At 59.0% G+C, this 24,933-nt stretch carries 32 protein-coding genes and 1 riboswitch; of the genes, 19 read left to right on the top strand and 13 right to left on the bottom strand.

Annotated features, from left to right (window positions below; translation table 11 throughout):
- Window positions 1-14 precede the first annotated feature (14 nt).
- The 5 genes from lptB to G9Q84_RS02380 are packed head-to-tail and all read right to left on the bottom strand — an operon-like array spanning window position 15 to window position 3,340.
- Window positions 15-740, bottom strand: a complete 726-nt coding sequence (lptB, locus tag G9Q84_RS02400) for an LPS export ABC transporter ATP-binding protein (protein WP_004372092.1) — start codon at window positions 738-740, stop codon at window positions 15-17.
- Window positions 740-1,273 (bottom strand): lipopolysaccharide transport periplasmic protein LptA, encoded by a 534-nt coding sequence (gene lptA / locus G9Q84_RS02395; protein ID WP_095183848.1) that lies wholly within the window; start codon window positions 1,271-1,273, stop codon window positions 740-742. Before lptA ends, lptB begins: the two co-directional genes overlap by 1 nt.
- The gene (lptC, locus tag G9Q84_RS02390) at window positions 1,260-1,832 is read right to left on the bottom strand and encodes an LPS export ABC transporter periplasmic protein LptC (RefSeq protein ID WP_181642838.1); all 573 of its coding nucleotides are present in this window, start codon (window positions 1,830-1,832) and stop codon (window positions 1,260-1,262) included. Before lptC ends, lptA begins: the two co-directional genes overlap by 14 nt.
- Window positions 1,833-1,840: 8 nt before the next feature.
- On the bottom strand, window positions 1,841-2,365 hold the full coding sequence (locus G9Q84_RS02385; protein ID WP_181642837.1) for a KdsC family phosphatase: 525 nt from the start codon (window positions 2,363-2,365) through the stop codon (window positions 1,841-1,843).
- Window positions 2,366-3,340, bottom strand: coding sequence for a KpsF/GutQ family sugar-phosphate isomerase (locus G9Q84_RS02380; RefSeq protein WP_032886281.1), 975 nt, complete (start codon window positions 3,338-3,340; stop codon window positions 2,366-2,368).
- A 311-nt stretch (window positions 3,341-3,651) separates the two neighbouring features.
- On the opposite strand from G9Q84_RS02380, the gene G9Q84_RS02375 reads away from it, so the two are divergent.
- The 10 genes from G9Q84_RS02375 to hisC all read left to right on the top strand — a co-directional run bounded on the left by G9Q84_RS02375 (window position 3,652) and on the right by hisC (window position 11,708).
- Window positions 3,652-4,461, top strand: coding sequence for an ATP-binding cassette domain-containing protein (locus G9Q84_RS02375; protein ID WP_003171811.1), 810 nt, complete (start codon window positions 3,652-3,654; stop codon window positions 4,459-4,461).
- Window positions 4,461-5,258 carry a lipid asymmetry maintenance ABC transporter permease subunit MlaE gene (gene mlaE, locus G9Q84_RS02370; RefSeq protein ID WP_010213107.1) on the top strand — a complete coding sequence of 266 codons (798 nt, stop codon included), beginning with the start codon at window positions 4,461-4,463 and terminating at the stop codon, window positions 5,256-5,258. The genes G9Q84_RS02375 and mlaE overlap by 1 nt, the downstream gene beginning before the upstream one ends.
- Window positions 5,258-5,725 carry an outer membrane lipid asymmetry maintenance protein MlaD gene (gene mlaD / locus G9Q84_RS02365; protein ID WP_003171814.1) on the top strand — a complete coding sequence of 156 codons (468 nt, stop codon included), beginning with the start codon at window positions 5,258-5,260 and terminating at the stop codon, window positions 5,723-5,725. The genes mlaE and mlaD overlap by 1 nt, the downstream gene beginning before the upstream one ends.
- Window positions 5,726-5,736: 11 nt before the next feature.
- Window positions 5,737-6,384 (top strand): MlaC/ttg2D family ABC transporter substrate-binding protein, encoded by a 648-nt coding sequence (locus tag G9Q84_RS02360; RefSeq protein ID WP_032886283.1) that lies wholly within the window; start codon window positions 5,737-5,739, stop codon window positions 6,382-6,384.
- Window positions 6,381-6,686 carry an STAS domain-containing protein gene (locus tag G9Q84_RS02355; RefSeq protein ID WP_032886285.1) on the top strand — a complete coding sequence of 102 codons (306 nt, stop codon included), beginning with the start codon at window positions 6,381-6,383 and terminating at the stop codon, window positions 6,684-6,686. Before G9Q84_RS02360 ends, G9Q84_RS02355 begins: the two co-directional genes overlap by 4 nt.
- A gap of 114 nt (window positions 6,687-6,800) precedes the next feature.
- Complete coding sequence (locus G9Q84_RS02350; protein ID WP_181642836.1) at window positions 6,801-7,040, top strand: BolA family protein; 240 nt, start codon at window positions 6,801-6,803, stop codon at window positions 7,038-7,040.
- 23 nt (window positions 7,041-7,063) lie between these two features.
- Complete coding sequence (gene murA, locus G9Q84_RS02345; RefSeq protein ID WP_010213103.1) at window positions 7,064-8,329, top strand: UDP-N-acetylglucosamine 1-carboxyvinyltransferase; 1,266 nt, start codon at window positions 7,064-7,066, stop codon at window positions 8,327-8,329.
- Window positions 8,330-8,568: 239 nt separating this feature from the next.
- Window positions 8,569-9,204, top strand: coding sequence for an ATP phosphoribosyltransferase (hisG, locus tag G9Q84_RS02340; protein ID WP_003171824.1), 636 nt, complete (start codon window positions 8,569-8,571; stop codon window positions 9,202-9,204).
- Between the two features lie 128 nt (window positions 9,205-9,332).
- Window positions 9,333-10,652, top strand: coding sequence for a histidinol dehydrogenase (gene hisD, locus G9Q84_RS02335; RefSeq protein ID WP_032886288.1), 1,320 nt, complete (start codon window positions 9,333-9,335; stop codon window positions 10,650-10,652).
- Between the two features lie 3 nt (window positions 10,653-10,655).
- Window positions 10,656-11,708 carry a histidinol-phosphate transaminase gene (hisC, locus tag G9Q84_RS02330; protein ID WP_032886289.1) on the top strand — a complete coding sequence of 351 codons (1,053 nt, stop codon included), beginning with the start codon at window positions 10,656-10,658 and terminating at the stop codon, window positions 11,706-11,708.
- A 124-nt stretch (window positions 11,709-11,832) separates the two neighbouring features.
- Here the strand turns inward: hisC and G9Q84_RS02325 are convergent, their stop codons facing one another.
- Together G9Q84_RS02325 and upp are read right to left on the bottom strand one after the other, a co-directional pair.
- Entirely contained in the window at window positions 11,833-13,107 is a 1,275-nt protein-coding gene (locus G9Q84_RS02325; protein WP_181642835.1) for a uracil-xanthine permease family protein, read from the bottom strand.
- 2 nt (window positions 13,108-13,109) lie between these two features.
- Complete coding sequence (gene upp, locus G9Q84_RS02320; protein WP_004372055.1) at window positions 13,110-13,748, bottom strand: uracil phosphoribosyltransferase; 639 nt, start codon at window positions 13,746-13,748, stop codon at window positions 13,110-13,112.
- A gap of 164 nt (window positions 13,749-13,912) precedes the next feature.
- Here upp and G9Q84_RS02315 point away from each other — a divergent pair, with 164 nt between their 5' ends.
- The 3 genes from G9Q84_RS02315 to G9Q84_RS02305 all read left to right on the top strand — a co-directional run bounded on the left by G9Q84_RS02315 (window position 13,913) and on the right by G9Q84_RS02305 (window position 15,429).
- Window positions 13,913-14,470, top strand: a complete 558-nt coding sequence (locus G9Q84_RS02315) for a hypoxanthine-guanine phosphoribosyltransferase (protein ID WP_032886291.1) — start codon at window positions 13,913-13,915, stop codon at window positions 14,468-14,470.
- 60 nt (window positions 14,471-14,530) lie between these two features.
- Window positions 14,531-15,016, top strand: coding sequence for a hypothetical protein (locus G9Q84_RS02310; protein ID WP_032886293.1), 486 nt, complete (start codon window positions 14,531-14,533; stop codon window positions 15,014-15,016).
- A 125-nt stretch (window positions 15,017-15,141) separates the two neighbouring features.
- The gene (locus G9Q84_RS02305) at window positions 15,142-15,429 is read left to right on the top strand and encodes a PA4642 family protein (protein ID WP_095183854.1); all 288 of its coding nucleotides are present in this window, start codon (window positions 15,142-15,144) and stop codon (window positions 15,427-15,429) included.
- 55 nt (window positions 15,430-15,484) lie between these two features.
- Here the strand turns inward: G9Q84_RS02305 and mqo are convergent, their stop codons facing one another.
- Window positions 15,485-16,993 carry a malate dehydrogenase (quinone) gene (gene mqo, locus G9Q84_RS02300; protein WP_181642834.1) on the bottom strand — a complete coding sequence of 503 codons (1,509 nt, stop codon included), beginning with the start codon at window positions 16,991-16,993 and terminating at the stop codon, window positions 15,485-15,487.
- A 728-nt stretch (window positions 16,994-17,721) separates the two neighbouring features.
- Complete coding sequence (locus tag G9Q84_RS02295; RefSeq protein ID WP_032886296.1) at window positions 17,722-17,955, bottom strand: hypothetical protein; 234 nt, start codon at window positions 17,953-17,955, stop codon at window positions 17,722-17,724.
- A 194-nt stretch (window positions 17,956-18,149) separates the two neighbouring features.
- Between G9Q84_RS02295 and G9Q84_RS02290 the strand changes: the two genes are divergently transcribed.
- The gene (locus G9Q84_RS02290; protein ID WP_181642833.1) at window positions 18,150-18,737 is read left to right on the top strand and encodes a YajG family lipoprotein; all 588 of its coding nucleotides are present in this window, start codon (window positions 18,150-18,152) and stop codon (window positions 18,735-18,737) included.
- Between the two features lie 56 nt (window positions 18,738-18,793).
- On the opposite strand, the gene G9Q84_RS02285 is transcribed toward G9Q84_RS02290, so the two are convergent.
- Complete coding sequence (locus tag G9Q84_RS02285) at window positions 18,794-19,003, bottom strand: hypothetical protein (protein ID WP_122680353.1); 210 nt, start codon at window positions 19,001-19,003, stop codon at window positions 18,794-18,796.
- A gap of 183 nt (window positions 19,004-19,186) precedes the next feature.
- On the opposite strand from G9Q84_RS02285, the gene G9Q84_RS02280 reads away from it, so the two are divergent.
- Window positions 19,187-19,444, top strand: coding sequence for a hypothetical protein (locus tag G9Q84_RS02280; RefSeq protein ID WP_095184310.1), 258 nt, complete (start codon window positions 19,187-19,189; stop codon window positions 19,442-19,444).
- Window positions 19,445-19,564: 120 nt separating this feature from the next.
- Here the strand turns inward: G9Q84_RS02280 and G9Q84_RS02275 are convergent, their stop codons facing one another.
- Window positions 19,565-20,728, bottom strand: coding sequence for a 1-acyl-sn-glycerol-3-phosphate acyltransferase (locus tag G9Q84_RS02275; RefSeq protein WP_181642832.1), 1,164 nt, complete (start codon window positions 20,726-20,728; stop codon window positions 19,565-19,567).
- Between the two features lie 132 nt (window positions 20,729-20,860).
- Between G9Q84_RS02275 and G9Q84_RS02270 the strand changes: the two genes are divergently transcribed.
- The 4 genes from G9Q84_RS02270 (at window position 20,861) to G9Q84_RS02255 (ending at window position 22,932) form a co-directional block, all read left to right on the top strand.
- Window positions 20,861-21,043: a CPXCG motif-containing cysteine-rich protein gene (locus G9Q84_RS02270; RefSeq protein ID WP_081797681.1), complete on the top strand. Its 183-nt coding sequence runs from the start codon at window positions 20,861-20,863 to the stop codon at window positions 21,041-21,043.
- Window positions 21,044-21,054: 11 nt separating this feature from the next.
- On the top strand, window positions 21,055-21,315 hold the full coding sequence (locus G9Q84_RS02265; protein WP_095183856.1) for a putative signal transducing protein: 261 nt from the start codon (window positions 21,055-21,057) through the stop codon (window positions 21,313-21,315).
- Window positions 21,316-21,351: 36 nt separating this feature from the next.
- Complete coding sequence (locus G9Q84_RS02260; RefSeq protein WP_095183857.1) at window positions 21,352-21,972, top strand: SOS response-associated peptidase; 621 nt, start codon at window positions 21,352-21,354, stop codon at window positions 21,970-21,972.
- 141 nt (window positions 21,973-22,113) lie between these two features.
- The gene (locus G9Q84_RS02255; protein ID WP_032886302.1) at window positions 22,114-22,932 is read left to right on the top strand and encodes a M48 family metallopeptidase; all 819 of its coding nucleotides are present in this window, start codon (window positions 22,114-22,116) and stop codon (window positions 22,930-22,932) included.
- Between the two features lie 136 nt (window positions 22,933-23,068).
- On the opposite strand, the gene G9Q84_RS02250 is transcribed toward G9Q84_RS02255, so the two are convergent.
- Entirely contained in the window at window positions 23,069-23,653 is a 585-nt protein-coding gene (locus tag G9Q84_RS02250; protein WP_005784895.1) for a TMEM165/GDT1 family protein, read from the bottom strand.
- 88 nt (window positions 23,654-23,741) lie between these two features.
- Window positions 23,742-23,863: riboswitch (yybP-ykoY riboswitch) on the bottom strand.
- Between the two features lie 50 nt (window positions 23,864-23,913).
- Entirely contained in the window at window positions 23,914-24,912 is a 999-nt protein-coding gene (locus G9Q84_RS02245; protein WP_122680351.1) for a class I SAM-dependent methyltransferase, read from the bottom strand.
- Window positions 24,913-24,933 lie beyond the last annotated feature (21 nt).

Below are 24,933 nucleotides of genomic sequence, written 5' to 3'. Positions count from 1 at the left end.
TTGTGCAGGCGGCTTTACAGGCGAAACTCGTGACCCAGGTACACTTCCTTGACCAGTTCGTTGGCCAGAATGGTGGCGGAGTCGCCTTCTGCGATCAGTTGACCATCGTTGACGATATACGCGGTTTCGCAGATATCGAGGGTCTCACGCACGTTGTGATCGGTGATCAGTACACCGATGCCCTTGGCCTTGAGGTGATGGATGATCTGCTTGATGTCGCCAACCGAGATAGGGTCGACGCCGGCAAACGGTTCGTCCAGCAGAATGAACTTGGGGGCAGTGGCCAGGGCGCGGGCGATTTCCACGCGACGCCGCTCACCACCGGACAGGCTCATGCCAAGGTTGTCGCGAATGTGGTTGATATGGAATTCCTGCAGCAGGCTTTCCAGCTCCTGTCGGCGGCCGTCACGGTCCAGTTCCTTGCGAGTTTCAAGGATGGCCATAATGTTGTCGGCAACTGACAGTTTGCGGAAGATCGATGCTTCTTGAGGAAGATAGCCGATACCCGCGCGTGCACGACCGTGCATTGGCTGGTGGCTGACATCCAGATCGTCGATCAGTACGCGACCCTGATCCGCCTGGACCAGGCCAACAATCATGTAGAAGCATGTGGTCTTGCCTGCGCCGTTGGGGCCGAGCAAGCCGACGATCTGGCCGCTGTCGATCGACAGGCTGACGTCGCGCACGACCTGACGGCTTTTATAGGCCTTGGCCAGATGCTGGGCTTTCAGGGTTGCCATTACTCGGCCTTCTTCTTCGGCTGGATAACCATGTCGATGCGTGGGCGCGGTGCGGTGACCTTGCTGCCATTGGCACGACCGGCGTTAGCGATCTGTTTCACGGTGTCATAGGTGATCTTTTCACCTTCCGTGGAGTTGCCATCGGGGCTGAGCACCTTGGCCTGGTCGATCAGCACAATGCGATTCTGCTGGGCGTGATACTGAATGGTCTTGCCGTAGCCCTTCATCGGGCCAGTGTCGGCAGCGGACTGCTTCTGTTCGAAGTAAGCCAGGTTGCCCACTGAGGTCACGACGTCGATGTCACCGGCTTGGGTACGCGTCAGTGTCACGGTATTACCGGTGATCTTCATCGACCCTTGGGTGATGATTACGCCGCCGGTATAGGTGGCAACACCTTGCTTGTCATCCAGTTGCGCATCGTCAGCCGAGATGTGGATCGGTTGCTGGCTATCGTTCGGCAGAGCCCAGGCGCTCACGCTTCCCAGTGCTGCGCCCAAACCGAGCAAAATAGGGAGAGTTTTAACGAGCCTCATACTGTCCTCTTACGTTCGATAGCAGGTGTATCCTGCTTTCTTTCAAATACGCTTTCATTCCCTTGCCAGTCGATACACCGCCAGCGCCGTCGATTCTAACGTCTTGCTCGGTCTGCGCATATTGCTTCTGCGGGAATACGGTCATGCGACTGCTGGTAATCACCGTGTCACGGGCTTTGGCGTCCGTGCGCGCAACACGTACCGAGTCAATCAGTTCTACCTCGGTGCCGTCGGGGTTCACCTCACCACGCTTGCTGGTGACATGCCACGGAAATTCGGTGCCGCGGTACAGGTTCAGGTCCGGATTAGTCAGCAGAGTGACTTCGGTGGCCTTCAAGTGCTCGACTTTGTCCGACGTCATTTCGTACTGCAGCTTGCCGTCGGGCAGGAACTGCACGCTATAGGCATTGGTGGCGTAATAGTCGATGGCCCCCTCGTCGACCCGCGCAACAGGCTGGTCGAGGAAGCGCCCCGGACTGATATTCCAGTAGCCCACCGCGAGGAACAGCGCGGCAATGACCCCGAATAACAGGAAGTTGCGAATCTTTTTGCTCAGCATAAAACGCTCTATAGGTAGGCGGCGTGGGCCGCTTCAAGGCTGCTTTGGGCTCGCAGGATCAGTTCGCAGAACTCGCGTGCTGCACCTTCGCCACCACGGGCGCAGGTGATGCCATGGGCGTGCTCGCGAACAAACGCCGCCGCATTGGCGACGGCCATGCCAAGCCCTACTCGACGAATGACCGGCAGGTCGGGCAGATCATCGCCTAAGTAGGCGACCTGCTCATAGCTTAGGTTGAGTTGGCCAAGAAGCTCGTCCAGAACTACCAGTTTATCCTCGCGGCCCTGATACAGGTGAGGAATCCCCAGGTTTTGTGCGCGGCGTTCCACAACGGGCGTTTTTCGGCCGCTGATAATCGCGGTTTGCACGCCTGCAGCCATCAGCATCTTGATGCCTTGGCCATCGAGGGTGTTGAACGTCTTGAATTCGCTGCCGTCTTCGAGGAAGTACAGGCGGCCATCGGTCAGCACGCCGTCAACGTCGAAAATCGCCAGTCTGATGTTTTTGCCGCGTTGCAACAGGTCGCTGGTCATTTACATCACTCCCGCACGCAGCAAGTCGTGCATGTTCAGGGCGCCAACCGGGTGGTCGTCGCTATCGACAACCACCAGGGCGCCGATCTTGTGGTCTTCCATGATCTTCAATGCTTCGGCTGCCAGCATCTCAGGGCGTGCGGTCTTGCCGTGTGGCGTCATCACTGCATCGATGGTCGCAGTGTGGATATCGATGGTGCGGTCCAGGGTGCGGCGCAGGTCGCCGTCGGTGAATACCCCAGCCAGGCGGCCGTCAGCTTCAAGGATCACGGTCATGCCCAGGCCCTTGCGAGTCATTTCCATCAGCGCGTCCTTCAGTAAGGTGCCGCGCTGGACGTGGGGCAATTCATCGCCTGAATGCATAACGTTTTCCACTTTCAGCAGCAGGCGGCGGCCCAGTGCGCCACCCGGGTGGGAGAACGCGAAGTCTTCAGCCGTGAACCCGCGAGCTTCAAGCAGCGCAACGGCCAGGGCGTCGCCCATAACCAAGGCAGCGGTAGTGGAGGAGGTTGGTGCCAGATTCAGCGGGCAGGCTTCGTGGGCGACGTGAACGTTCAGGTTAACATCGGCAGCCTTGGCTAGGGTCGACTCCGGGTTGCCGGTGACGCTGATCATCTGGATGCCAAGGCGCTTGATCAGCGGCAGCAGGGTCACGATTTCGTTGGTGGTGCCGGAGTTGGACAGCGCCAGGATGATGTCATCTTTGGTGATCATGCCCATGTCGCCGTGGCTCGCCTCCGCCGGATGCACGAAAAACGCCGTGGTCCCGGTGCTCGCCAGGGTGGCGGCGATCTTGTTGCCGACGTGGCCCGATTTGCCCATGCCGACCACGACAACGCGGCCCTTACTGGCCAGAATCATCTCGCAGGCGCGTACGAAATCTGCGTCGATATGGGCCAGTAAGCCTTCTACGGCTTCGACTTCGAGGCGGATGGTGCGTTGTGCGGATTGGATAAGGTCGCTGGATTGGCTCATGTCTGAAATCGTATAGCCTGACGAAAAGTCGGCGATTATAGCGGTAATGATCAATTCCCTCACGCAAGTTCGTCAGGCTTTATTCAGCAGGGGACTGAGATCGATCCTCAGTCACACAGTCGGCAACGTTTTTTCCCTGTCCCCAAACTGAACTAGCGCTGTTCCGGCCTTGGGCGCCTTGTACGAGCAGTGATATAGTTCGCCGCCAGTTCGGTCCGCCCAGCCCATGTGGCTATCTATATGCGTCGCCGTTGCAAACGTTTGTCGCATGCGTGGTGTCTGAGTGAGAGGCTGCATCCCAAGGAGTTTAGATGAGTGCCGATAACGCCTACGCGGTCGAGCTGAAGGGACTGACCTTCAAGCGCGGGACGCGCAGCATCTTCAATAACGTCGATATTCGCATTCCCCGTGGCAAGGTCACGGGCATCATGGGGCCGTCCGGTTGCGGCAAGACCACGCTGTTGCGGTTGATGGGCATGCAATTGCGTCCCAGCGCCGGCGAAGTGTGGGTCAATGGCCAAAACCTGCCTACGCTGTCGCGCAGTGATCTGTTCGATGCGCGCAAGCATATGGGCGTGCTGTTCCAGAGCGGTGCGCTGTTCACCGACCTCGATGTGTTCGAGAACGTAGCGTTTCCGCTGCGGGTGCATACCCAGCTGTCCGACGAAATGATTCGCGACATTGTGTTGCTGAAATTGCAGGCCGTCGGCCTCCGTGGCGCAATTGATCTGATGCCCGACGAACTGTCCGGCGGCATGAAGCGCCGTGTGGCCCTGGCGCGAGCCATTGCCCTCGATCCACAGATTCTCATGTACGACGAGCCCTTCGTGGGTCAGGATCCGATCGCCATGGGTGTGCTGGTACGACTGATCCGTCTGCTCAACGATGCCCTGGGTATCACCAGTATCGTGGTCTCCCACGACCTTGCAGAAACCGCGAGCATTGCCGATTACCTCTATGTGGTCGGTGATGGCCAGGTGCTGGGGCAGGGTACGCCTGAAGAGCTGATGAACGCCGACAACCCGCGCATTCGCCAATTCATGACCGGCGACCCCGATGGCCCTGTGCCTTTCCACTTTCCGGCAGCGGATTACCGCTCAGATCTTCTGGGGAAGCGTTGATGCGCAAAACATCTCTTATCGAGAAAGTTCGCCTTTTCGGTCGCTCCGGCATCGACATCGTCGAAGTGCTCGGCCGCTCGACGATTTTCCTGTTCCACGCCTTGCTCGGCCGCGGCGGTATTGGCGGTGGCTTTGGCCTGTTGATCAAGCAGCTGCATTCGGTGGGTGTGATGTCCCTGGTGATCATTGTGGTCTCCGGGGTGTTCATCGGCATGGTGCTGGCGTTGCAGGGCTTCAATATCCTGTCCAGCTACGGTTCGGAGCAGGCAGTGGGGCAGATGGTTGCCCTGACGCTGCTACGTGAACTGGGACCGGTGGTGACCGCGTTGCTGTTCGCCGGGCGCGCAGGTTCCGCGTTGACTGCCGAAATTGGCAACATGAAGTCTACCGAGCAGCTGTCCAGCCTCGAAATGATCGGTGTGGACCCGCTCAAATACATTGTTGCCCCGCGCCTGTGGGCCGGCTTCATTTCCCTGCCATTGCTGGCGATGATCTTCAGCGTGGTCGGTATCTGGGGCGGTTCGTGGGTAGCGGTGGACTGGCTTGGCGTCTACGACGGCTCCTACTGGGCCAACATGCAAAACAGCGTGACCTTCAGTGGTGACGTGCTCAATGGCATTATAAAGAGCATCGTCTTCGCCTTTGTAGTGACCTGGATCGCCGTATTCCAAGGCTATGACTGTGAGCCCACCTCAGAAGGGATCAGTCGTGCCACCACCAAGACCGTTGTGTACGCCTCGCTGGCAGTACTTGGCCTTGACTTCATTTTGACCGCCTTGATGTTTGGAGACTTCTGATGCAAAACCGCACTGTGGAAATCGGTGTCGGCCTTTTCTTGCTGGCTGGCATCCTGGCTTTACTGTTGCTGGCTCTGCGAGTCAGCGGTCTTTCGGCCAGCCCAACCGCCGATACTTATAAACTTTACGCGTACTTCGACAATATCGCCGGTTTGACTGTCAGAGCTAAAGTGACCATGGCCGGTGTAACCATTGGCAAGGTCACGGCAATCGATCTGGATCGCGACAGCTTCACCGGGCGAGTGACGATGCAACTGGACAAGAAGGTGGATAATCTGCCTACCGACTCTACTGCATCTATCCTCACTGCGGGGCTGCTGGGCGAGAAGTACATCGGTGTCAGCGTGGGCGGGGAAACAGCCCTGCTCAAGGATGGTTCGACCATCCACGACACTCAGTCGTCGCTGGTACTTGAGGACCTGATCGGAAAATTTTTGCTCAATACGGTCAATAAAGACGCCAAATGAGGAATCTGTTCATGATCTCTACCTTGCGACGTGGCCTGCTGGTACTGCTTGCAGCACTGCCATTGATGGCCAACGCGGCAGGTTCTGCGCACGAACTGGTGCAGGACACCACCAGCAAGATGCTGGCTGACCTGACGGCCAATAAAGAACAGTACAAGCAAGATCCAACCAAGTTCTATGAAGCGCTCAACAGCATCGTCGGTCCGGTCGTCGATGCTGAAGGCATCTCACGCAGCATCATGACGGTCAAATATTCGCGCAAGGCCACGCCTGCGCAGATGCAGACGTTCCAGGAAAACTTCAAGCGCGGCCTGTTCCAGTTCTATGGCAACGCTTTGCTTGAGTACAACAACCAAGGTATTACCGTTGCTCCAGCCGGTGATGAGTCGGGCGATCGCACCAGCGTCAACATGAGCGTCAAAGGTAATAACGGTGCCGTGTACCCGGTGCAGTACACCTTGGAGAAGATCAACGGCGAGTGGAAACTGCGCAACGTGATCATCAACGGCATCAATATCGGCAAGCTGTTCCGTGACCAGTTTGCCGACGCCATGCAGCGCAATGGCAACGACCTAGACAAAACCATCAATGGTTGGGCCGGTGAAGTCGCCAAGGCCAAGGAAGAAACCGATAAAGCTGCTGGGAAGCCGGCGCAATGACCGAGTCGGCTGTTCGTCTCGGCGACTCTGGCCAGCTGTTCATCAGCGGGGTGCTGGATTACCGAACTGGCCCGGCTCTGCGCAAGCATGGCCAAGCACTGATCAAGTCGAGCGCTGCGCCGGAGTTGGTCCTGGATTGCTCAGCGGTAACCAAGTCCAGCAGTGTCGGGTTGTCGTTGCTGCTGTGCTTCATGCGTGATGCCGAAGCGGCCAAGAAGCCGGTTAGCATCCGTGCGTTGCCCGAAGACATGCGCGAAATTGCCGAAGTTTCCGGTCTGACCGAGCTGTTGGCGCATCCTTAATACACATTATTAGAGAAGCCCCCCGTCAGAGTCCTGCTATGCGGGGTTCGCAGGCGCGGGGCTTTTTTGTATGATGTGCGACCCGTGCGCACTGGGCGCCGATAGAGGTTGAGCATGCAGGCCCTAGAAGTTAAGAGCTTTCTTGAAGGAAAGCTGCCGGATACGACCGTAGAAGTTGAAGGCGTAGGCTGCAACTTCCAGCTGAACGTGATTAGCGATGAACTGGCGGCATTGAGCCCAGTCAAGCGTCAGCAGCAGATCTATGCCCATTTGAACCCGTGGATCACCGATGGCAGCATCCATGCGGTCACTATGAAATTTTTCAGCCGCGCGGCCTGGGCCGAGCGCACCTGAGCCCCCTAGGCGTCGAGATTCTTATGGATAAATTGATTATTACCGGCGGTGCTCGCCTTGATGGCGAGATTCGCATTTCCGGTGCAAAAAACTCCGCCTTGCCGATCCTGGCAGCGACCCTGCTGTGCGATGGCCCGGTGACCGTGGCCAACCTGCCGCACCTGCACGACATCACTACCATGATCGAGCTGTTCGGTCGCATGGGCATCGAGCCTGTGATTGATGAGAAGCTGGCCGTCGAAATTGACCCACGCACCATCAAGACCCTGATCGCCCCGTACGAACTGGTGAAAACCATGCGTGCGTCGATCTTGGTGCTGGGCCCGATGGTTGCCCGTTTCGGTGAAGCCGAAGTCGCCCTGCCTGGCGGCTGCGCTATCGGCTCGCGTCCAGTGGACCTGCACATCCGTGGCCTGGAAGCCATGGGCGCAGTCATTGACGTTGAAGGCGGCTACATCAAAGCCAAGGCGCCGGAAGGCGGCCTGCGTGGTGCGAACTTCTTCTTTGATACCGTCAGCGTGACCGGTACCGAGAACATCATGATGGCCGCTGCCCTGGCCAAAGGCCGCAGCGTCCTGCAAAACGCCGCGCGTGAGCCGGAAGTGGTCGACCTGGCCAACTTCCTGAACGCCATGGGCGCGAAGGTTTCCGGTGCCGGCACCGACACCATTACCATTGATGGTGTAGAGCGCCTGCACACTGCAACCTATAAAGTGATGCCTGACCGCATCGAGACCGGTACCTACCTGGTTGCTGCCGCCGTTACCGGTGGTCGCGTCAAGGTAAAGGACACCGATCCGACCATCCTGGAAGCGGTCCTGGAAAAACTGCGCGAAGCTGGCGCCGAAATCACCACCGGCGAAGACTGGATCGAGTTGAACATGCACGGCAAGCGGCCGAAAGCCGTCAACGTGCGGACCGCTCCGTACCCGGCGTTCCCGACTGACATGCAAGCGCAGTTCATCTCCCTGAACGCGATTGCCGAAGGCACTGGTGCCGTGATCGAGACCATCTTCGAAAACCGCTTCATGCACGTGTATGAACTGCACCGCATGGGCGCGAAGATTCAGGTTGAAGGCAACACCGCCATCGTTACCGGCACCGAGAAGCTCAAGGGCGCGCCAGTCATGGCTACCGACCTGCGTGCTTCGGCCAGTCTGGTGATCTCGGCGCTGATCGCCGAAGGCGACACTCTGATCGACCGCATCTACCACATCGACCGTGGTTACGAGTGCATCGAAGAGAAACTGCAGATGCTCGGCGCTAAAATCCGCCGCGTACCGGGCTAGTTCCCGGAGCTGAAAACACCGTCACTGTGGTGAGCGGGCTTGCCCCGCGCCGGACTGCGTAGCAGTCCCGTTTTTTGGGTCGCTACGCAGTTCAGCGTGGGGCAAGCCCACTCACTACAGACGGTGTCAGCTCGCAGTATGCTGAATTTGTTTCAAATCGAGGCTGTCATGGCCTCGATCTGCGTCTGGCGCCGTTTGCGACCGGACAGCAATAGCCTGATGAAGGACTGACGTTTCCCATGTTGACCATCGCACTGTCCAAGGGCCGCATCCTTGACGACACTTTGCCGCTTCTGGCTGAAGCGGGCATCGTGCCGACCGAGAATCCGGACAAGAGCCGCAAGCTGATCATCCCTACGACCCAGGACGACGTTCGCCTGCTGATCGTGCGGGCTACCGACGTGCCGACCTACGTTGAGCATGGCGCGGCCGACCTCGGCGTCGCCGGTAAAGACGTGTTGATGGAATACGGTGGCCAGGGCCTGTATGAGCCGCTGGACCTGCGTATTGCCCTGTGCAAGCTGATGACCGCCGGCCGTGTCGGTGACGTCGAGCCTAAAGGCCGCCTGCGCGTGGCAACCAAGTTCGTCAACGTTGCCAAGCGCTACTACGCCGAGCAAGGCCGCCAGGTCGACATCATCAAGCTCTACGGCTCGATGGAGCTGGCGCCGCTGATCGGCCTGGCCGACAAGATCATCGATGTGGTCGACACCGGCAACACCCTGCGTGCCAATGGTCTCGAACCACAGGATTTCATCGCCGATATCAGCTCCCGCTTGATCGTCAACAAAGCGTCGATGAAGATGCAGCACGCCCGTATCCAAGCGTTGATCGACACCCTGCGCACCGCAGTGGAGTCTCGACACCGCGGTTGACCTACCCGCGTAGCTGAAAGGCTGCGCCCGTCTATCCGCCTCATAGCCAGAATTCTCAGGTGCCCAAGCGGAAACGACTGCTAGTTTAGGGCGCCTGAGTTTTTGCCAATTCTATTGAGGCCCTCGCTATGACCACGTCCACTGCAATTGCCCGACTCAACGCTGCCGACCCGGATTTCGCCCATCATCTGGATCATCTGCTGAGCTGGGAAAGCGTGTCCGACGACTCGGTCAACCAGCGGGTGCTCGACATCATCAAAGCCGTGCGCGAGCGTGGTGATGCGGCGCTGGTGGATTTCACCCGTCAGTTCGACGGTCTGGACGTCAAATCCATGTCCGATTTGATCCTTCCCCGAGAACGCCTGGAGCTCGCACTGACGCGCATCACTGCGCCTCAGCGTGAAGCCCTGGAAGTCGCGGCGGCGCGGGTGCGCAGCTACCACGAAAAGCAGAAGCAGGACTCCTGGAGCTATACCGAAGCCGACGGCACTGTGCTGGGCCAAAAGGTCACGCCGCTGGATCGTGCCGGTCTCTACGTGCCGGGTGGCAAAGCGTCGTATCCATCGTCGGTGTTGATGAACGCAATTCCGGCCAAGGTGGCGGGCGTGACCGAAGTGGTTATGGTGGTACCGACCCCGCGCGGCGAAATCAACGAACTGGTGCTGGCTGCGGCCTGCATCGCTGGTGTTGACCGTGTGTTCACCATTGGCGGTGCTCAAGCCGTCGCGGCCCTGGCCTACGGCACCGAAAGCGTGCCGAAGGTCGACAAAGTGGTGGGGCCTGGCAACATCTACGTCGCCACCGCCAAGCGCCACGTTTTTGGCCAGGTTGGCATCGACATGATCGCCGGTCCCTCGGAAATTCTCGTAGTGTGCGACGGCCAGACCGATCCGGATTGGATCGCCATGGACCTGTTCTCCCAGGCCGAGCACGACGAAGACGCCCAGGCGATTCTGGTCAGCCCCGATGCCGAGTTCCTCGACAAGGTCGCCGCCAGCATCGATAAGCTGCTGCCTACCATGGACCGTGCAGAGATCATCGAGAAATCCATCAACGGCCGTGGCGCGCTGATCCTGGTGCGTGACATGGAACAGGCCATCGAAGTGGCTAACCGTATCGCCCCGGAGCACTTGGAGCTGTCCGTGGCTGACCCACAGGCCTGGCTGCCGTCGATTCGCCATGCGGGTGCGATCTTCATGGGGCGTCACACCAGTGAAGCGCTGGGCGACTACTGCGCCGGCCCGAACCATGTGTTGCCGACCTCCGGCACCGCGCGGTTCTCATCACCGCTGGGGGTGTACGACTTCCAGAAGCGCTCGTCGATCATCTTTTGCTCGCCACAAGGTGCTTCCGAGTTGGGCAAGACCGCTTCGGTGCTGGCCCGTGGTGAGTCGTTGAGCGCACACGCCCGTAGTGCTGAGTATCGAATCCTGGAAGAAGGGAAATAACACATGAGCAAATTCTGGAGCCCCTTCGTCAGGGACCTCGTGCCTTACGTACCCGGCGAACAGCCAAAGCTGACCAAGCTGGTCAAGCTCAACACCAATGAGAACCCCTACGGTCCGTCGCCCAAAGCACTGGCCGCGATGCAGGCCGAGTTGAACGACAACCTGCGTTTGTACCCGGACCCCAACAGCGACCTGCTCAAGCAGGCGGTGGCCAAGTATTACGGGGTCGACGCCGGCAAAGTGTTTCTCGGTAACGGCTCTGATGAAGTGCTCGCGCACATCTTCCACGGCCTGTTCCAGCACGACCTGCCGCTGCTGTTCCCGGATATCAGCTACAGCTTCTATCCGGTGTACTGCGGTCTTTACGGCATCCAGTCCGACCCAGTGCCGTTGGATGAGAAATTTCAGATCCGTGTTGCGGATTACGCCAGGCCCAACGGCGGGATCATCTTCCCCAACCCGAATGCGCCGACCGGCTGCGTGCTGGCGCTGGACGCAGTAGAGCAGATCCTCAAGGCCAGCCCGGATTCGGTGGTGGTGGTCGATGAAGCCTATATCGACTTCGGCGGCGAAACCGCCATCAGCCTGGTGGATCGCTACCCTAATCTGCTGGTGACCCAGACCCTTTCCAAATCGCGCTCACTGGCCGGTTTGCGCGTGGGCTTGGCCGTGGGTCACCCGGACCTGATCGAGGCGCTGGAGCGGGTCAAGAACAGCTTCAACTCCTACCCGCTGGATCGTTTGGCGATTGTCGGCGCGGCAGCGGCGTTTGAGGACCGTGAGTACTTCGAGAAGACGTGCCAGTTGGTGATCGACAGCCGTAACAAAGTAGTCGCGCAATTGGAAGGCAAAGGTTTTGAGGTGCTGCCATCAGCGGCCAACTTCATCTTTGCGCGCCACCCACGGCATGACGCTGCCGGCCTAGCGGCCAAGCTGCGTGAGCAAGGGATTATCGTGCGGCACTTTAAGCAGGAGCGGATTGCCCAGTTCCTGCGGATCAGCATCGGTACGCCGGAGCAGAACCAGGCGCTGATTGATGGCCTCGGCGAGCTTTAACGGGCGCTGAAATCAAATGTGGGAGGGGGCTTGACCCCGATGGCGGCGTATCAGTCAGTTAATGTATTGACTGACACACTGCTATCGGGGGCAAGCCCTCTCCCACATTGGTTTGTATTGGCAGTTAGATCAACGGCTCATCTGGCTTCTTGTTCTTCCAGCCATCATTGCCCGGCAGCAGCAGGTTCAAACCAATCGCTACCACCGCGCACAGAGCAATGCCCTTCAGGCCGAAGTCATCTGGACCAGTTCCGGTCCCCACCAGCACACCGCCAATACCGAACACCAGGGTCACCGACACAATCACCAGATTGCGCGCCTCACCCAGGTCGATCTTGTGGCGGATCAACGTGTTCATCCCCACCGCGGCAATCGAGCCGAACAGCAGGCACAGGATCCCGCCCATCACCGGCACCGGGATGCTTTGCAGCAGTGCACCGAACTTGCCGATGAACGCCAGGCTGATGGCAAACACCGCCGCCCAGGTCATCATCTTCGGGTTGTAGTTCTTGGTCAGCATCACTGCGCCCGTCACTTCGGCGTAGGTAGTGTTCGGCGGGCCGCCAAACATGCCTGCTGCCGTGGTGGCGATCCCGTCACCCAGCAAAGTGCGGTGCAGGCCAGGCTTCTTCAGGTAGTCGCGACCGGTCACGCTGCCCACCGCAATCACACCACCGATGTGTTCAATCGCAGGGGCCAGGGCCACTGGGACGATAAACAGGATCGCCTGCCAGTTGAATTCCGGCGCGGTGAAGTGGGGCAGGGCGAACCAAGGCGCAGCGGCGATCTTGGCCGTGTCGACAACGCCAAAGTAGAACGACATGGCAAAACCTACCAGCACACCGGAGATGATCGGCACCAGGCGGAAGATACCTTTGCCGAACACCGCCACGATCAACGTGGTAAGCAGCGCTGGCATCGAGATCAGCATGGCGGTCTTGTATGGGATCAGTTCGGCACCGTTGTCGCCTTTACCCATCGCCATGTTGGCCGCGATCGGCGCCATGGCCAGGCCGATGGAAATAATCACTGGCCCGATTACCACAGGCGGTAGTAGTCGGTCGATGAAACCAGTGCCTTTGATCTTTACCGCTGCCCCTAGGAAGGTGTAAACAAAACCGGCCGCCATTACCCCGCCCATGGTCGCCGCCAGGCCGAACTGCTGCTTGGCGAGAATGATCGGGGTAATGAAGGCAAAGCTCGATGCCAGGAATACCGGCACCTGCCGCCCTGTCACCACCTGGAACAACAACGTGCCCAGGCCGGCGGTGAACAGTGCGACGTTTGGATCAAGACCTGTGATCAGCGGCATCAACACCAGCGCGCCAAATGCTACGAAGAGCATTTGTGCGCCAGACAGGATCTGGCGCCAAAGCGGGTCGTTGAATTCATCCTGCATGCTCACGCGTCCTTCTGCTTGGTGCCGAAGATCTTGTCACCGGCGTCGCCCAGGCCGGGGATGATGTAACCGTGTTCATTCAGGCGCTCATCGATGGAAGCGGTGTAGATCTGCACGTCCGGGTGGGCTTTCTCGACGGCGGCGATGCCTTCGGGAGCGGCGACCAGCACCATGGCGCGGATGTCCTTGCAGCCGGCTTTCTTCAGCAGGTCGATGGTGGCGACCATGGAACTGCCGGTAGCGAGCATCGGGTCAATGATCATGGCCAGGCGCTCGTCGATTTCCGGTACGAGTTTTTCCAGGTAGGTGTGAGCCTGCAAGGTTTCTTCGTTGCGGGCCACGCCCACGGCGCTGACTTTGGCACCCGGAATCAGGCTGAGTACGCCTTCGAGCATGCCGATACCTGCGCGCAGGATCGGCACCACGGTTATTTTCTTACCAGCGATTTTTTCCACCTGGACGGGACCGGCCCAACCGGGGATCTCGTAGGTTTCCAGGGGCAAATCCTTGGTGGCTTCGTAAGTGAGCAACGCTCCGACTTCCTGAGCAAGCTCACGGAAGTTCTTCGTGCTAATGTCGGCGCGGCGCATAAGGCCGAGCTTGTGCTGGATCAGCGGGTGGCGGATCTCGCGAGTGGGCATGGGAAAGGCTCCGGCGGCGGGCAAAAAAACCGGCCTAGATTAATCTATCCGAGGGTGTTGTCCTATAGGCATCTAGTACGTTAGTCCATTAAGGCTTGCTCGGAGCGCATGAGAAGCGTACCTTCGCCCGCTTTTCTTGCCACAGCACCCCCTTGGAGAGCGCCATGTCCGCTGATCTTGAGCATATCCGTCAAATCATGCGTGAGGCTGATTGCCTGTACACCGAAGCGCAAGTCGAAGCTGCGATCGCCAAGGTTGGCGCCCACATCACTCGCGAAATGGCCGACACCAACCCGGTGGTCTTTTGCGTGATGAACGGCGGCCTGATCTTCGCCGGCAAATTGCTGACTCACCTGCAATTTCCGCTGGAAGCGTCTTACCTGCACGCGACTCGCTATCGCAACGAAACCACTGGCGGCGATCTGTTCTGGAAGGCCAAGCCGGAAGTCTCGTTTATTGACCGCGACGTGCTGATCATCGACGACATCCTCGACGAAGGTCACACCCTCGGCGCGATCATCGATTTCTGCAAACACGCCGGCGCACGCAAAGTGCACACCGCCGTACTGATCGACAAAGACCACGACCGCAAGGCTCGCCCGGACCTTAAGGCTGATTACGTTGGCCTGCCGTGCATCGACCGCTACATCTTCGGTTATGGCATGGACTACAAAGGCTACTGGCGCAACGCCAATGGGATCTACGCCGTCAAAGGTATGTGATCCAGGCCCGGCGCAGGGTTGTCATGCTATCGTGCTTGGCCCCTGCGTCTGGAGCTGTCCATGAGCCTGTTGATTCGCACTTGCGCCGCCCTGGCGCTGACCCTGAGTTTGCCCCTGGCCGCCGCACCGGCGCCTATGCATGGTCAATTTCTGCCTCCCGATGACCTCACCCTGCGGACTGAAAGCCCTGACCAGCAGCAGTTGCTGCAAGTCACGGAGTACGCGGTGGTGGTGGGCAACCAGCGCCAATCCAACCAGCAACCTATCCCGGTGACCTCGCCACTGATGCTCCGGCTTAAGGGCAAGCCCCTGAACAAAGGTGCGAGCATCAGCCAAGTGGTGCTCAACTTCGATGCCGAAAGTAAAAGCCTGAAAAAGCCGGTGTTTGACGACAAGAGCAAGACCCTGACGCTGTCTTATCCGGTGGCCCAGTACCGGGTGATCGTCGATTTGCTGCGCAATGACACGGTGTATGTTCAGTTCCTCAGTTACGCCAACGGCCATATCTGGGCGGACCTGCATACCGGCGTTGTACGTACCAAGTAGCGCTAACAATGAAGAATAAATGTGGCGGGGGATTGCTCCCACATTGGTTCTTCAGCGCTTTCGAAGCCCGCGGCTCGCAGGTAGACTTCAAACCCCGTGTAAATGTCTGCAGGCTGGAGTCGGTAATGCGTAAAGATAAGAAACAGGTGATTGGCGATGAGATCGGCGACGATCAGATCAAGTTGTTCCTGGACTTCGAGCCGGTCGACGCGACTTCACCGTCCCTGCACAAACTGATCAAGGCCTATCGTGGCCTGCGTATCGACGACTTTGAGCGCTTCCTGGGCTTTTTCAAGGAAGCCGGCCTGGACCTGGATGGCAAGGATGAGCATGGCCAGACCTTTGTTGATCTGATCAAGGATCAGCGCAACGCGGACGATTACATCGAGCTGATCAAAAACGCTCGCGGCTGATTATCCCGGCCACAAAAAAACGCCCCGAGGGGCGTTTTTTTATTGCAGCCAGGCCTCAAGCGTAGCTTTCGGCCTCGTTGCTTTGCTCAACCAGTTCCAGGCTGATGTTGTTCTGCGTGTTGATCTTGCGATACAGCTCGGCATCAGTCTCAAGCACTTTTTCCCGGGCAGGGAAGATCTCGTGCAGCTTGGCTGCCCACTCACCGGCGGCTTTGGCCGGGAAGCAGCGCTCAATCAGTTCCAGCATGATCGACACCGTCACCGAAGCGCCTGGGGACGCGCCCAGTAACGCCGCCAGCGAGCCGTCTTTGGCCGCTACCAGCTCGGTGCCGAATTGCAGCACGCCGCCTTTTTTCGGGTCTTTCTTGATGATCTGCACCCGTTGGCCGGCCACTTCAAGACGCCAGTCTTCGGCTTTCGCCTCAGGGTAGAAGCGACGCAGGGATTCCAGGCGTTGTTCCATGGACTGACGCACTTCGCTGACCAGGTACTTGGTCAGGTCCATGTTGTCGCGGGCCACGGCTAGCATCGGTCCGATGTTGCTGGCACGAATCGACATCGGCAGGTCTAGGAACGAGCCGTGCTTGAGGAACTTGGTGGTGAAACCGGCGTATGGCCCGAACAGCAGGGATTTCTGGCCATCCACTACACGGGTGTCGAGGTGCGGCACCGACATCGGTGGCGAGCCGACGGCGGCCTGGCTGTAGACCTTGGCCTGGTGGTGCTTGACCACTTCCGGGTTGTCGCAACGCAGCCATTGGCCGCTGACCGGGAAGCCGCCGAAGCCTTTACTTTCTTCGATGCCCGAAGCTTGCAGCAGCGGCAGCGCCGCGCCACCGGCGCCGAGGAATACAAACTTGGCGTCCACCTCACGGCTGGTACCGCTGTTGACGTCCTTGATGCTCACGGTCCAGCCGGCGCCGTTGCGCTTGAGGCCGGTCACGCGCTTGCTGTACTTGACCTGGGCGTCCGGGGAACTGGTCAGATGGCCAAGCAGCTGATTGGTCAGGGCGCCGAAGTTGACGTCGGTGCCATTCATTACGCGAGTGGCAGCGATTTTTTCGTCGAGCGGGCGGCCCGGCATCATCAGCGGCATCCATTCGGCCATTTCGCTGCGGTCTTCGGTGTAGTGCATGTCCGAAAACGCGTGGTGCTGGCTGAGGGTTTCAAAGCGCTTCTTGAGGAAGTCCACGCCTTTGTCGCCCTGTACGAAGCTCAGGTGCGGCACCGGACTGATAAAGGACTTGGACGAGCCAAAGGTGCCCTTTTTGGTCAGGTACGCCCAGAACTGCTTCGACACCTCGAACTGAGTGTTGATGTGCACGGCTTTCTTGATGTCGATGGAACCATCGGCGGCCTGCGGCGTGTAGTTCAGCTCGCACAGACCGGCATGACCGGTACCGGCGTTGTTCCATGGGTTGGAACTCTCCGCTGCACCCGAATCCATCAGCTCAACGACTTCCAGCTTGAGGCCGGGGTCGAGCTCTTTGAGCAATACGGCCAGGGTGGCACTCATGATGCCGGCCCCTACCAGTACTACGTCGACTGCTTCGTTATGCGCCATTTAACGCGTCTCCAAAATCTGCAGCACCAAATTGACGGCATGGCTGCCAGGAGTGACGGGGCGGTTCACGTGTTGCCCCAGGTTACCCATGGCCAGGATCGCCATGTCCGTTTCGCAATTCTTTGCAACTTCGGCGCACGCTTCCTGCCCGGCCTAATCTGCCTATGAACGCATTCATGGGCGCCTGTGGCAATTCGACTTATGGTCAAAGCGTGCGATTCGTGCAATCAATCCGTAGCGGACAGGCTCAAGCTCCGGTTGTTGAGGAGTACTCAGTCCTGTGTGGTTGGGCTGTTCCAGACGCTGATGGTGCTTTTACAAACGCCAAACTATTCATTTGCTCGCCACACTCTTGTGAAGTTGTGAAAACCCGTTTTTTCACGCTCTTTTGAAGACGTGAACCTCAAAAAAGGGCTGCCTCAGCCTGGCACTTGGCCCGCAAGACATCTGCCGACACGCGGCAATACGGGCAAACAACTCAAGTGGCCGAGCGCAATGGCAGCTCTGGCAGATTCGGTAAAGGCGGGTGGTTTGCAAAGGAAACAGCAAGCGCGCCAGCTTCACTCGATCTGTGTGGGCGGCTCTCTGTGGGCGATTCTTGGAGTTAATACCGAGGCATTAACGATGCTGCGAGGCCCGATCAGGAGACGTCCTTATAATCGGGGGGAGATTGTAGCGAAGAACGTCAGGGAAATGGGCGTGTTTTATGACTTTTATTAGGTCTTCGGTCAGGCGGCCAACGGCTGGTGCCGCGGCGACCGCGCCGGGCGTGGGCTGACACGGGCGCCGGCGGGCAGCGGGTGGTGCATCCAGCTCAGGCGGATTTCATCAATTTCTACCCAGCCGTCGCCCAAAGGCGGCTGGCTGCACTCTTTAAAGGCCTGGCAGCGGCCTTGCGCATCAAGCCGGGCGAACTGGCGAAGGGCAGGTTTGCGCGTAAACAGCGTCCAGAGAAAATGCATGGCGATAGACCTCCTGAGATTGAGGCCAAGCATGCCTTGCGAGGATGACGAGCCCATGTAACGGCTATTACATATCGGTGACAGCGAACCGCTGTCGAGCCGACGAGTCATAGGTTGTAACTGACGCTAGTTCCCTGCGGGGGCGCCCCGTTATACTGCCGGCCTGTCGGTACCTGATTTCTGGAGAGAAGCGCATGTTGCAACGCCTGTTGTTCGGTTTGATCACTGTGACCAGTTTGACCTTGGTTGGCTGCGCCAACAGCCCGCAACAACTGAGCCCGCAACCGAAGCTCACCACGCAGTTGGGGCCAGTGGGTCATGGTCAGCCGGTGTCGGTGCGTGTTGTGGATGGTCGTCCTTCGCCAACGTTGGGCTCTCGCGGGGGCTTGTACCCGGAGACCGCGCTTATCTCGGTGACTGGTCAGGACGTGCTGCCCAAGTTGCAAGCTCAGGCCGAAGCCGCCGTGCGCCTGCTGGGCTTTACCCCGAGCGCCAACGCGCCGGGCGCTCCTCAGTTGACCATCACCTTGGCTGAGCTGAAGTATCAGTCGCCTAAAGAAGGTCTCTATGTGACTGAAGCCGCCATCGGCGCAACCTTCAAGTCCGATGTCACCGCTGGCACCCGTCGCTATAGCGGTCGTTACGGCGCATCGTTGAACCAGCGTTTCGGTATGTCGCCGAACCAGGAAACCAACACCAAGCTGGTCAGCGACGTCCTGAGCGACGCCTTGACTCGCCTGTTCAAGGATCCAAGCATCGGTTCATTGCTCAGCTCGCAGTAACCGTCCAAATAAAGACCGGGCTCAGTCATGAGCCCGGTTTTTTTTCGTCTGCAGTTTCACGCGGCGGTGTCAATACAGAAGTCCAGCAGGCTCACACCCGTCAACAGGTCGGCCTCTGGCGAGTTTGCATGCTGGTGCCCGCCAAGGGCGCAATAGACCAGCCAATGGCGGTCCTGCACGTTGAACGCCAGGCTGCCGACCAGCGCCTCCTGCTCATCGCTTTGAGCAATTAGATACAGCCGATCCTGGTTGTGCGCGTGCAGCATGACAAGCTCCTGAGTGTTCGAAGGGCAACAGAGTGGCTTGTTAAGGTGACGTTCAGGTGACGCCGTAAATTACTGGATACATTAGCCGTCCATGGAAGATGGAGCGGTTTGGCGCTGGCCGCCACTACCGTTCAGGTTGATATCGGAACCGATACCCAGACACCGTTTCACCCGAGGTTTGCGATGGCGCTGCCCGCACTGTTGATCAATGTTGTGGCTTTATTGGTGGCCTGCTCCGGTGCAGCGCTGCTCTCCATCACCCGCCTGCGCGAGCAGCGCGCCATGGCTGACCTGGCTGCGCAAAGTGAAGCGCGCGCGATCGATCAGCCCATGCTGTTCCTGGATGCGCGTACCGAGCGGGCAAATCGTGTGGCTTACCGCATCGGGTTCGCCTGCCTGGTGCTGGCGCTGGCTATTTCCTGGCTCAGCACCCGAATCTAAAACACGGCAGAACCCATGTAAGAGGGGGCTTGCCCCCGATAGCGGTGTGTCAGCCAAGTATTCATTAGCTGACTCACCGCTATCGGGAGCAAGCCCCCTTCCACATTTTCTGATCGGTGTTTACAGCGGGATTCCGGCCTTGACCCGATATTGATTACGCACCGGCGTCGCATATTGCACCACCAAAAATGGTCGGTGTTCCGCCGGGCATTCGTTCAAGCGCCGCTCCCACTCCGCCTTCGCCTTGGCCAGTTCATCGGCCGGGAACACGTCGGCCGCCTTCGGCACCTGCAACTGCGGGTCGGCATCGCTCCACTGGGCGTACGCAAGGTAGTGCACCGGGAATAGCCGATAACCACCGAGAATTTGCCGATCCATTTCCACGGCCAGCACTTTGGTGTCTTCGAAGCGCTCGCTAATGGGCGGCGCGAAGTTGATGTGCACGCGGCCTTTGTAGCCGGTGATGCCCAGGGCAATGCTCACGTCATCTTCACCCTGTGCCTTGACGTAGGTCCCGGTGGTGGCGCGGATATACAACTCGCGGGCCTTGGCTGCATCGCACGGGTCGTACTCGTAGCTGATGGATACCGGCGTCAGGTTCAGTGACTGGATCACCTCGGCAAACGGCTCGTCCTTGCGGCTGACATGGAACATCTTGAGGATGGCTGACTCGGTGCGGTCATCCCCATCCTTGGCGCGGCCTTCGGCCTGGGCGATCCAGATCGACTGGCAGTCGTTGCGTATCGAATGATTGATGTAGGCCGATAGCAGGTTGAACGCCGCCATCTTCTCCTTTCGCCCGGTGATCGAGCGGTGCACGATAAAGCTCTTGTTCAGGCGCATCAGGTCGCTGACAAACGGCTTTTGCAGCAAGTTGTCGCCGATGGCGATGCGTGGCGTCGGCAGGCCGGCGTGGTACACGGCATAGTTGACGAAGGCCGGGTCCATCACGATGTCGCGGTGGTTGGCCAGAAACAGGTAAGCGGTACCGGATTTGAGCTGTTCGACGCCTGTGTAGGTAACGCCATCGGTCGCCCGGTCAATGGTATGGTCGACGTAGTACTCGACTTTGTCCTGCAGCGTAGCCACGGTGGTGACGCCGGCAAATTCACGGCGCAGCTTGCGGGCAATCATCGGCTTGAGCAGCCAGCCCAGGGCGCCGGCAAAGCGCGGGAAGCGGAAGTGGGTCAGGATGTCCAGAAAGGCCTTGTCACTGAACAGTCGGTCCAGCACTGCCGGGACTTCGCTGTCGTTGTAAGGTCGGATGGTATCGAATTCGCCCATCATGCTCTCTTGTTAGAAACGGCTAGGGTAAGTAGAGGAAATATCAGGGTGCGGCCCGAGTAATGGGCTCGGCCGGAAATAGCCCTGTAAATAGACCGGCGATTATACGCACAAGTCACCTTGGAGGCTGCGATGCTGGAAACTACGACGTACGATTGTCCTTATTGTGGTGAAACGGTAGAGACAGCGGTGGATTTATCCGGCGGTGATCAGACCTACATAGAAGATTGTCAGGTGTGTTGCCGACCGATTATTTTCGACCTGCAGGTCCATGGTGAAGAGTGGATGCTTGAAACCCGCAGTGAAAACGAATAACAGGCAAGCTCATGCAGCGAATCTACGAACCGGAAAACCTGATGGAAGGCGAGCTGCTGCAACAGATGCTCGCCAGCGAAGGCATCGAAGCACATTTGGTGGGGCGCCATTTGCTCGGCGGCACCGGCGAGCTACCGATCTTCGGTCTTCTGGGTTTGGAAGTAGACAATGACCGGGCGGCTGATGCCCGGGAGCTGATTACTGCCTATATCGGGGCGCAACCGCTGCCGGGTGATGAACCCGACAGCTTCCCCGACGTGCTGGTCTGTTAGGCTGTCGGCCGGTTTACCCAAGAGTCGTGTTGCCCCATGTGTGGACGTTATGCCCTGTTTCGCTGGAATCCCTCCTTTGCTGCCTTGCCAGGCTTTCCGGCTGACCAGCAGGCCCAGTGGAACATCTCCCCGAATGATTCGGTGCTGATCCAGCGCCTGAACGACGGCCATCACACCCTGGCCCGCGCCCGCTGGGGCCTGACGCCGCCCTGGCTGACCGACCTTTCCCGCACCCCGGCCCATGCTCGCGCCGAAACCCTGGCCGAGCAGCCGATGTTCCGCGAGGCCTTTCGCCAGCGCCGCTGCCTGCTGCCCGCCAATGGTTTTTATGAATGGCGCGGCACCCAGCGCAAACGCCCGTACTGGCTGACGCCGGGGGAAGGCTCCACGTTGTTTTTTGCGGCGATCTGGGAGGCCTACCCTGTGCAGGAACAAGTGTGGTTGAGCACGGCGGTGGTGACCCAGGCGGCCCAGAGCCAGCGCCGGCCGCTGATTCTTGATGCCGCAGGGCAGGCCGCCTGGCTCGATCCCGAGACGCCGTTGCATGTGCTGCAAGGTCTATTGGCCAGTGAGCCCATCCCACTGCGCGAGCGGGTCCTGGCTAATATGGTCAACGATCCCAAGCTCAATGGGCCGGAGTGCCTGACTCCGGCCTAAACCTGAAGGCGCCGTGGGATGTATCCGAAAATCCGCGGTTACGCGTCTGTTGTATCTGGCGCTGATACAAATGAGCGCCTACGATACGCGCCATGTTTTGAGGGCGTTTTTCAGGGCGTCTTTTTCAGGGAGAGAGTGTTGATGAAAAGAACATTGGCGGTAAGTGTATTGGCTGCGGCGATGCTGCTGGCTGGGTGTCAGTCGGTCAATACCACCAGCGGCGGCGCCGTTGGGGTTGAGCGCAAGCAATACATGTTCAGCATGCTGTCGAGTCAGGAAGTCGACCAGATGTATGCCCAGTCCTACCAGCAGACGCTGGGTGAAGCCAGTACCAAAGGCCAGTTGGACAAGACCAGCGCCAACGCCAAGCGCGTGCAGGCAATTGCCAAGCGTTTGATCGCCCAGGCGCCCACCTTCCGTCCTGATGCAGCGCAGTGGAAGTGGGAAGTGAATTTGATCAAAAGCGATGAGATGAACGCCAACTGTGGGCCTGGCGGCAAGATTTTTGTGTACAGCGCACTGATCGACAATCTCAAGCTTACCGATGACGAGTTGGCAGCAGTGATGGGCCATGAAATCGCCCACGCCTTGCGCGAGCACGGTCGTGAGGCAATGTCCAAGGCGTACGGTATCGAGATCGCCAAGCAGGGGGCTGGTGCGTTGTTCGGCTTGGGTCAAGATAGCCTGGCATTGGCGGACACGGTCGCCAACTACGGCATGACCTTGCCCAACAGCCGGAGCAATGAAAACGAAGCGGACCTGATCGGCCTGGAACTGTCGGCTCGCGCCGGCTACAACCCGAACGCCGCCATCACGCTGTGGAACAAGATGGCCAAGGCATCGGAAGGCTCGCCACCGGAGTTCATGAGTACTCACCCGGCGTCGGACAGCCGAATCGCGTCCTTGCAGGCGGCGATTCCTAAGGTGATGCCGTTGTATCAACAGGCCAAGAAGTCCTAAGGCTTGATGAAGATCCAAATGTGGGAGGGGGCTTGCCCCCGATGGTGTTGGGTCAGTTAGCAGATGCATTGACTGATCTACTGCTATCGGGGGCAAGCCCCCTCCCACATTGGATTGGGTTTGCAGGCTTAGATCCTTAGATCCACCCGCTGCTCTGCATGGCCTTGTACACCGCCACGATCGCCAGGACAAAAAACGCCGTAGCCGCCAGTCGACGAATCAACGTCAGCGGCAGTTTCTCCGCCGCGAAATTCCCCGCCAGAACCACCGGTACGTTGGCAATCAACATGCCCAGAGTGGTGCCGATAATCACCAGCCACAGCTCCGGATATTGCGCGGCCAGCATCACCGTGGCGATCTGAGTCTTGTCACCGATTTCCGCCAGGAAGAATGCAATCAGCGTGGTCAGGAACGGCCCGAACTTGCGCGTGGTACTGGCTTCGTCATCGTCGAGTTTGTCTGGCACCAGTGTCCACAGCGCAGTGGCGCAGAAGCTCGCTGCGAGGATCCAGTGCAACACCGCATCCGAGAAAAAACTGCCAAACCAGGCCCCCACTGCGCCGGCAGCCGCATGGTTGGCCAGGGTCGCGGCGACGATGCCGGCGATGATTGGCCAAGGCTTGCGGAAGCGAGCAGCGAGAATGAGCGCGAGCAGTTGCGTCTTGTCGCCGATTTCGGCCAAGGCAACGATTGCGGTAGGAACGAGTAATGAATCCAGCATCAGGTAAGTTTCCAGGGGCGGGTCGACACGGCTATGACACGTACAGCCTTCCCGCCCCGGGTAAGGTGTGCGTGTCATAGGTCTTGTCAAACCCCGGTCCGTCTGTGCGGACTCCTGGGTCGCATACGCCATGGTCTGTTGACCAAGTATGTTGACGTATGCCGGACGAGCGTGGCGCTCGTGGGAGACTACTCCCCTAGGACGGAGCGGATTCTGCCTAGGCAAAATCCATTCGGCAAGCCTTCTTTTTCAAATAGCCATCAGCCGCGTTTGGCACGGTAGATGCGAAAACCATTGCCCTCGGCCTTGATCGCACACACGCCCAAATGCTCTTCAATCAGCGGTTGGTATTTCAGGAAACTGTTAGCTACCAGGCGAAGTTCGCCACCTTTTGCCAAGTGTTTCGCTGCTTTTCGCAGCAGGTTCTCGGTGGCGAAATAATCGGTGTGCACACCGACATGGAACGGCGGGTTGCTCAAGATCGCATTCAGACCCATCGGTGCAGCATCGATGCCATCACCGGTGAGCACCTCGGCTTCCAGCCCATTGGCAGCGAGGGTCAAGCGGCTGCTGGCAGCGGCGAAGGCGTCCACGTCCAGCATCGTCACGCTGTTGTGCGGGTAGCGACGTTTCACCGCAGCCCCCAGCACGCCGGCGCCGCAACCAAAGTCCAACAGATGGCCGCTCGGCAATTTGTCCAAATGCGCCAGCAACAACTCGGTGCCACGATCCAGGCGGCCATGGCTGAACACGCCCGGCAGGCTCACTACTTTGAGCGGACCTTCGGCCAGTGGCACTTCGAAGACTTGCGCCAGGCTCTCCAGTTCCACTGCTTGCGGCGCGTTGGCAACGGTGATTTGCCACAGCTGGCAATGCCGGGCGTTGTCGAGCTTGCGGGGCTTGCCAAAGGGGATCATCTGCTTGGCGGCACTTTCGATACCGCTTTTTTTCTCGCCGACCAAGAACAGCTCGGCGCCGGGCAGGCGTGCGGCCACGGCGTTGAGCAGGTAGTCAGTGAGGTCCTTGGACTTGGGCAGGAAAATCACCGCTGCGTCGAACTCACGCTCTGGCACATTCACGCCAAATTGGCTGCGTTCCGGGAAGCGTGCGTCGAGCGCCGCCTGGTCACCGGCATGCCAGCACCACCCATGGGCGTTGGGCAGGCGACCCAGCAGGTCGTCGGCGGGCAAGCCCACCAACAGCAGGTTGCCTTGAAAAAGTTCGGCCTGACGAAGCAGTACTTCACTGCGCGGATCCATGGTCTGCTCCTTGAAAAGGGG

Origin of the sequence: Pseudomonas sivasensis (assembly GCF_013778505.1) — a bacterium.
Taxonomy (GTDB): Bacteria; Pseudomonadota; Gammaproteobacteria; order Pseudomonadales; family Pseudomonadaceae; genus Aquipseudomonas; species Aquipseudomonas sivasensis.
This window is presented reverse-complemented; position numbering and strand designations above follow the sequence as displayed.

Excerpts from the sequence above, each read along its gene's own strand:
- lptB (WP_004372092.1), bottom strand. The coding sequence starts at position 740 with ATGGCAACCCTGAAAGCCCAGCATCTGGCCAAGGCCTATAAAAGCCGT.
- lptA (WP_095183848.1), bottom strand. The coding sequence starts at position 1,273 with ATGAGGCTCGTTAAAACTCTCCCTATTTTGCTCGGTTTGGGCGCAGCA.
- lptC (WP_181642838.1), bottom strand. The coding sequence starts at position 1,832 with ATGCTGAGCAAAAAGATTCGCAACTTCCTGTTATTCGGGGTCATTGCC.
- G9Q84_RS02385 (WP_181642837.1), bottom strand. The coding sequence starts at position 2,365 with ATGACCAGCGACCTGTTGCAACGCGGCAAAAACATCAGACTGGCGATT.
- G9Q84_RS02380 (WP_032886281.1), bottom strand. The coding sequence starts at position 3,340 with ATGAGCCAATCCAGCGACCTTATCCAATCCGCACAACGCACCATCCGC.
- G9Q84_RS02375 (WP_003171811.1), top strand. The coding sequence starts at position 3,652 with ATGAGTGCCGATAACGCCTACGCGGTCGAGCTGAAGGGACTGACCTTC.
- mlaE (WP_010213107.1), top strand. The coding sequence starts at position 4,461 with ATGCGCAAAACATCTCTTATCGAGAAAGTTCGCCTTTTCGGTCGCTCC.
- mlaD (WP_003171814.1), top strand. The coding sequence starts at position 5,258 with ATGCAAAACCGCACTGTGGAAATCGGTGTCGGCCTTTTCTTGCTGGCT.
- G9Q84_RS02360 (WP_032886283.1), top strand. The coding sequence starts at position 5,737 with ATGATCTCTACCTTGCGACGTGGCCTGCTGGTACTGCTTGCAGCACTG.
- G9Q84_RS02355 (WP_032886285.1), top strand. The coding sequence starts at position 6,381 with ATGACCGAGTCGGCTGTTCGTCTCGGCGACTCTGGCCAGCTGTTCATC.
- G9Q84_RS02350 (WP_181642836.1), top strand. The coding sequence starts at position 6,801 with ATGCAGGCCCTAGAAGTTAAGAGCTTTCTTGAAGGAAAGCTGCCGGAT.
- murA (WP_010213103.1), top strand. The coding sequence starts at position 7,064 with ATGGATAAATTGATTATTACCGGCGGTGCTCGCCTTGATGGCGAGATT.
- hisG (WP_003171824.1), top strand. The coding sequence starts at position 8,569 with ATGTTGACCATCGCACTGTCCAAGGGCCGCATCCTTGACGACACTTTG.
- hisD (WP_032886288.1), top strand. The coding sequence starts at position 9,333 with ATGACCACGTCCACTGCAATTGCCCGACTCAACGCTGCCGACCCGGAT.
- hisC (WP_032886289.1), top strand. The coding sequence starts at position 10,656 with ATGAGCAAATTCTGGAGCCCCTTCGTCAGGGACCTCGTGCCTTACGTA.
- G9Q84_RS02325 (WP_181642835.1), bottom strand. The coding sequence starts at position 13,107 with ATGCAGGATGAATTCAACGACCCGCTTTGGCGCCAGATCCTGTCTGGC.
- upp (WP_004372055.1), bottom strand. The coding sequence starts at position 13,748 with ATGCCCACTCGCGAGATCCGCCACCCGCTGATCCAGCACAAGCTCGGC.
- G9Q84_RS02315 (WP_032886291.1), top strand. The coding sequence starts at position 13,913 with ATGTCCGCTGATCTTGAGCATATCCGTCAAATCATGCGTGAGGCTGAT.
- G9Q84_RS02310 (WP_032886293.1), top strand. The coding sequence starts at position 14,531 with ATGAGCCTGTTGATTCGCACTTGCGCCGCCCTGGCGCTGACCCTGAGT.
- G9Q84_RS02305 (WP_095183854.1), top strand. The coding sequence starts at position 15,142 with ATGCGTAAAGATAAGAAACAGGTGATTGGCGATGAGATCGGCGACGAT.
- mqo (WP_181642834.1), bottom strand. The coding sequence starts at position 16,993 with ATGGCGCATAACGAAGCAGTCGACGTAGTACTGGTAGGGGCCGGCATC.
- G9Q84_RS02295 (WP_032886296.1), bottom strand. The coding sequence starts at position 17,955 with ATGCATTTTCTCTGGACGCTGTTTACGCGCAAACCTGCCCTTCGCCAG.
- G9Q84_RS02290 (WP_181642833.1), top strand. The coding sequence starts at position 18,150 with ATGTTGCAACGCCTGTTGTTCGGTTTGATCACTGTGACCAGTTTGACC.
- G9Q84_RS02285 (WP_122680353.1), bottom strand. The coding sequence starts at position 19,003 with ATGCTGCACGCGCACAACCAGGATCGGCTGTATCTAATTGCTCAAAGC.
- G9Q84_RS02280 (WP_095184310.1), top strand. The coding sequence starts at position 19,187 with ATGGCGCTGCCCGCACTGTTGATCAATGTTGTGGCTTTATTGGTGGCC.
- G9Q84_RS02275 (WP_181642832.1), bottom strand. The coding sequence starts at position 20,728 with ATGGGCGAATTCGATACCATCCGACCTTACAACGACAGCGAAGTCCCG.
- G9Q84_RS02270 (WP_081797681.1), top strand. The coding sequence starts at position 20,861 with ATGCTGGAAACTACGACGTACGATTGTCCTTATTGTGGTGAAACGGTA.
- G9Q84_RS02265 (WP_095183856.1), top strand. The coding sequence starts at position 21,055 with ATGCAGCGAATCTACGAACCGGAAAACCTGATGGAAGGCGAGCTGCTG.
- G9Q84_RS02260 (WP_095183857.1), top strand. The coding sequence starts at position 21,352 with ATGTGTGGACGTTATGCCCTGTTTCGCTGGAATCCCTCCTTTGCTGCC.
- G9Q84_RS02255 (WP_032886302.1), top strand. The coding sequence starts at position 22,114 with ATGAAAAGAACATTGGCGGTAAGTGTATTGGCTGCGGCGATGCTGCTG.
- G9Q84_RS02250 (WP_005784895.1), bottom strand. The coding sequence starts at position 23,653 with ATGCTGGATTCATTACTCGTTCCTACCGCAATCGTTGCCTTGGCCGAA.
- G9Q84_RS02245 (WP_122680351.1), bottom strand. The coding sequence starts at position 24,912 with ATGGATCCGCGCAGTGAAGTACTGCTTCGTCAGGCCGAACTTTTTCAA.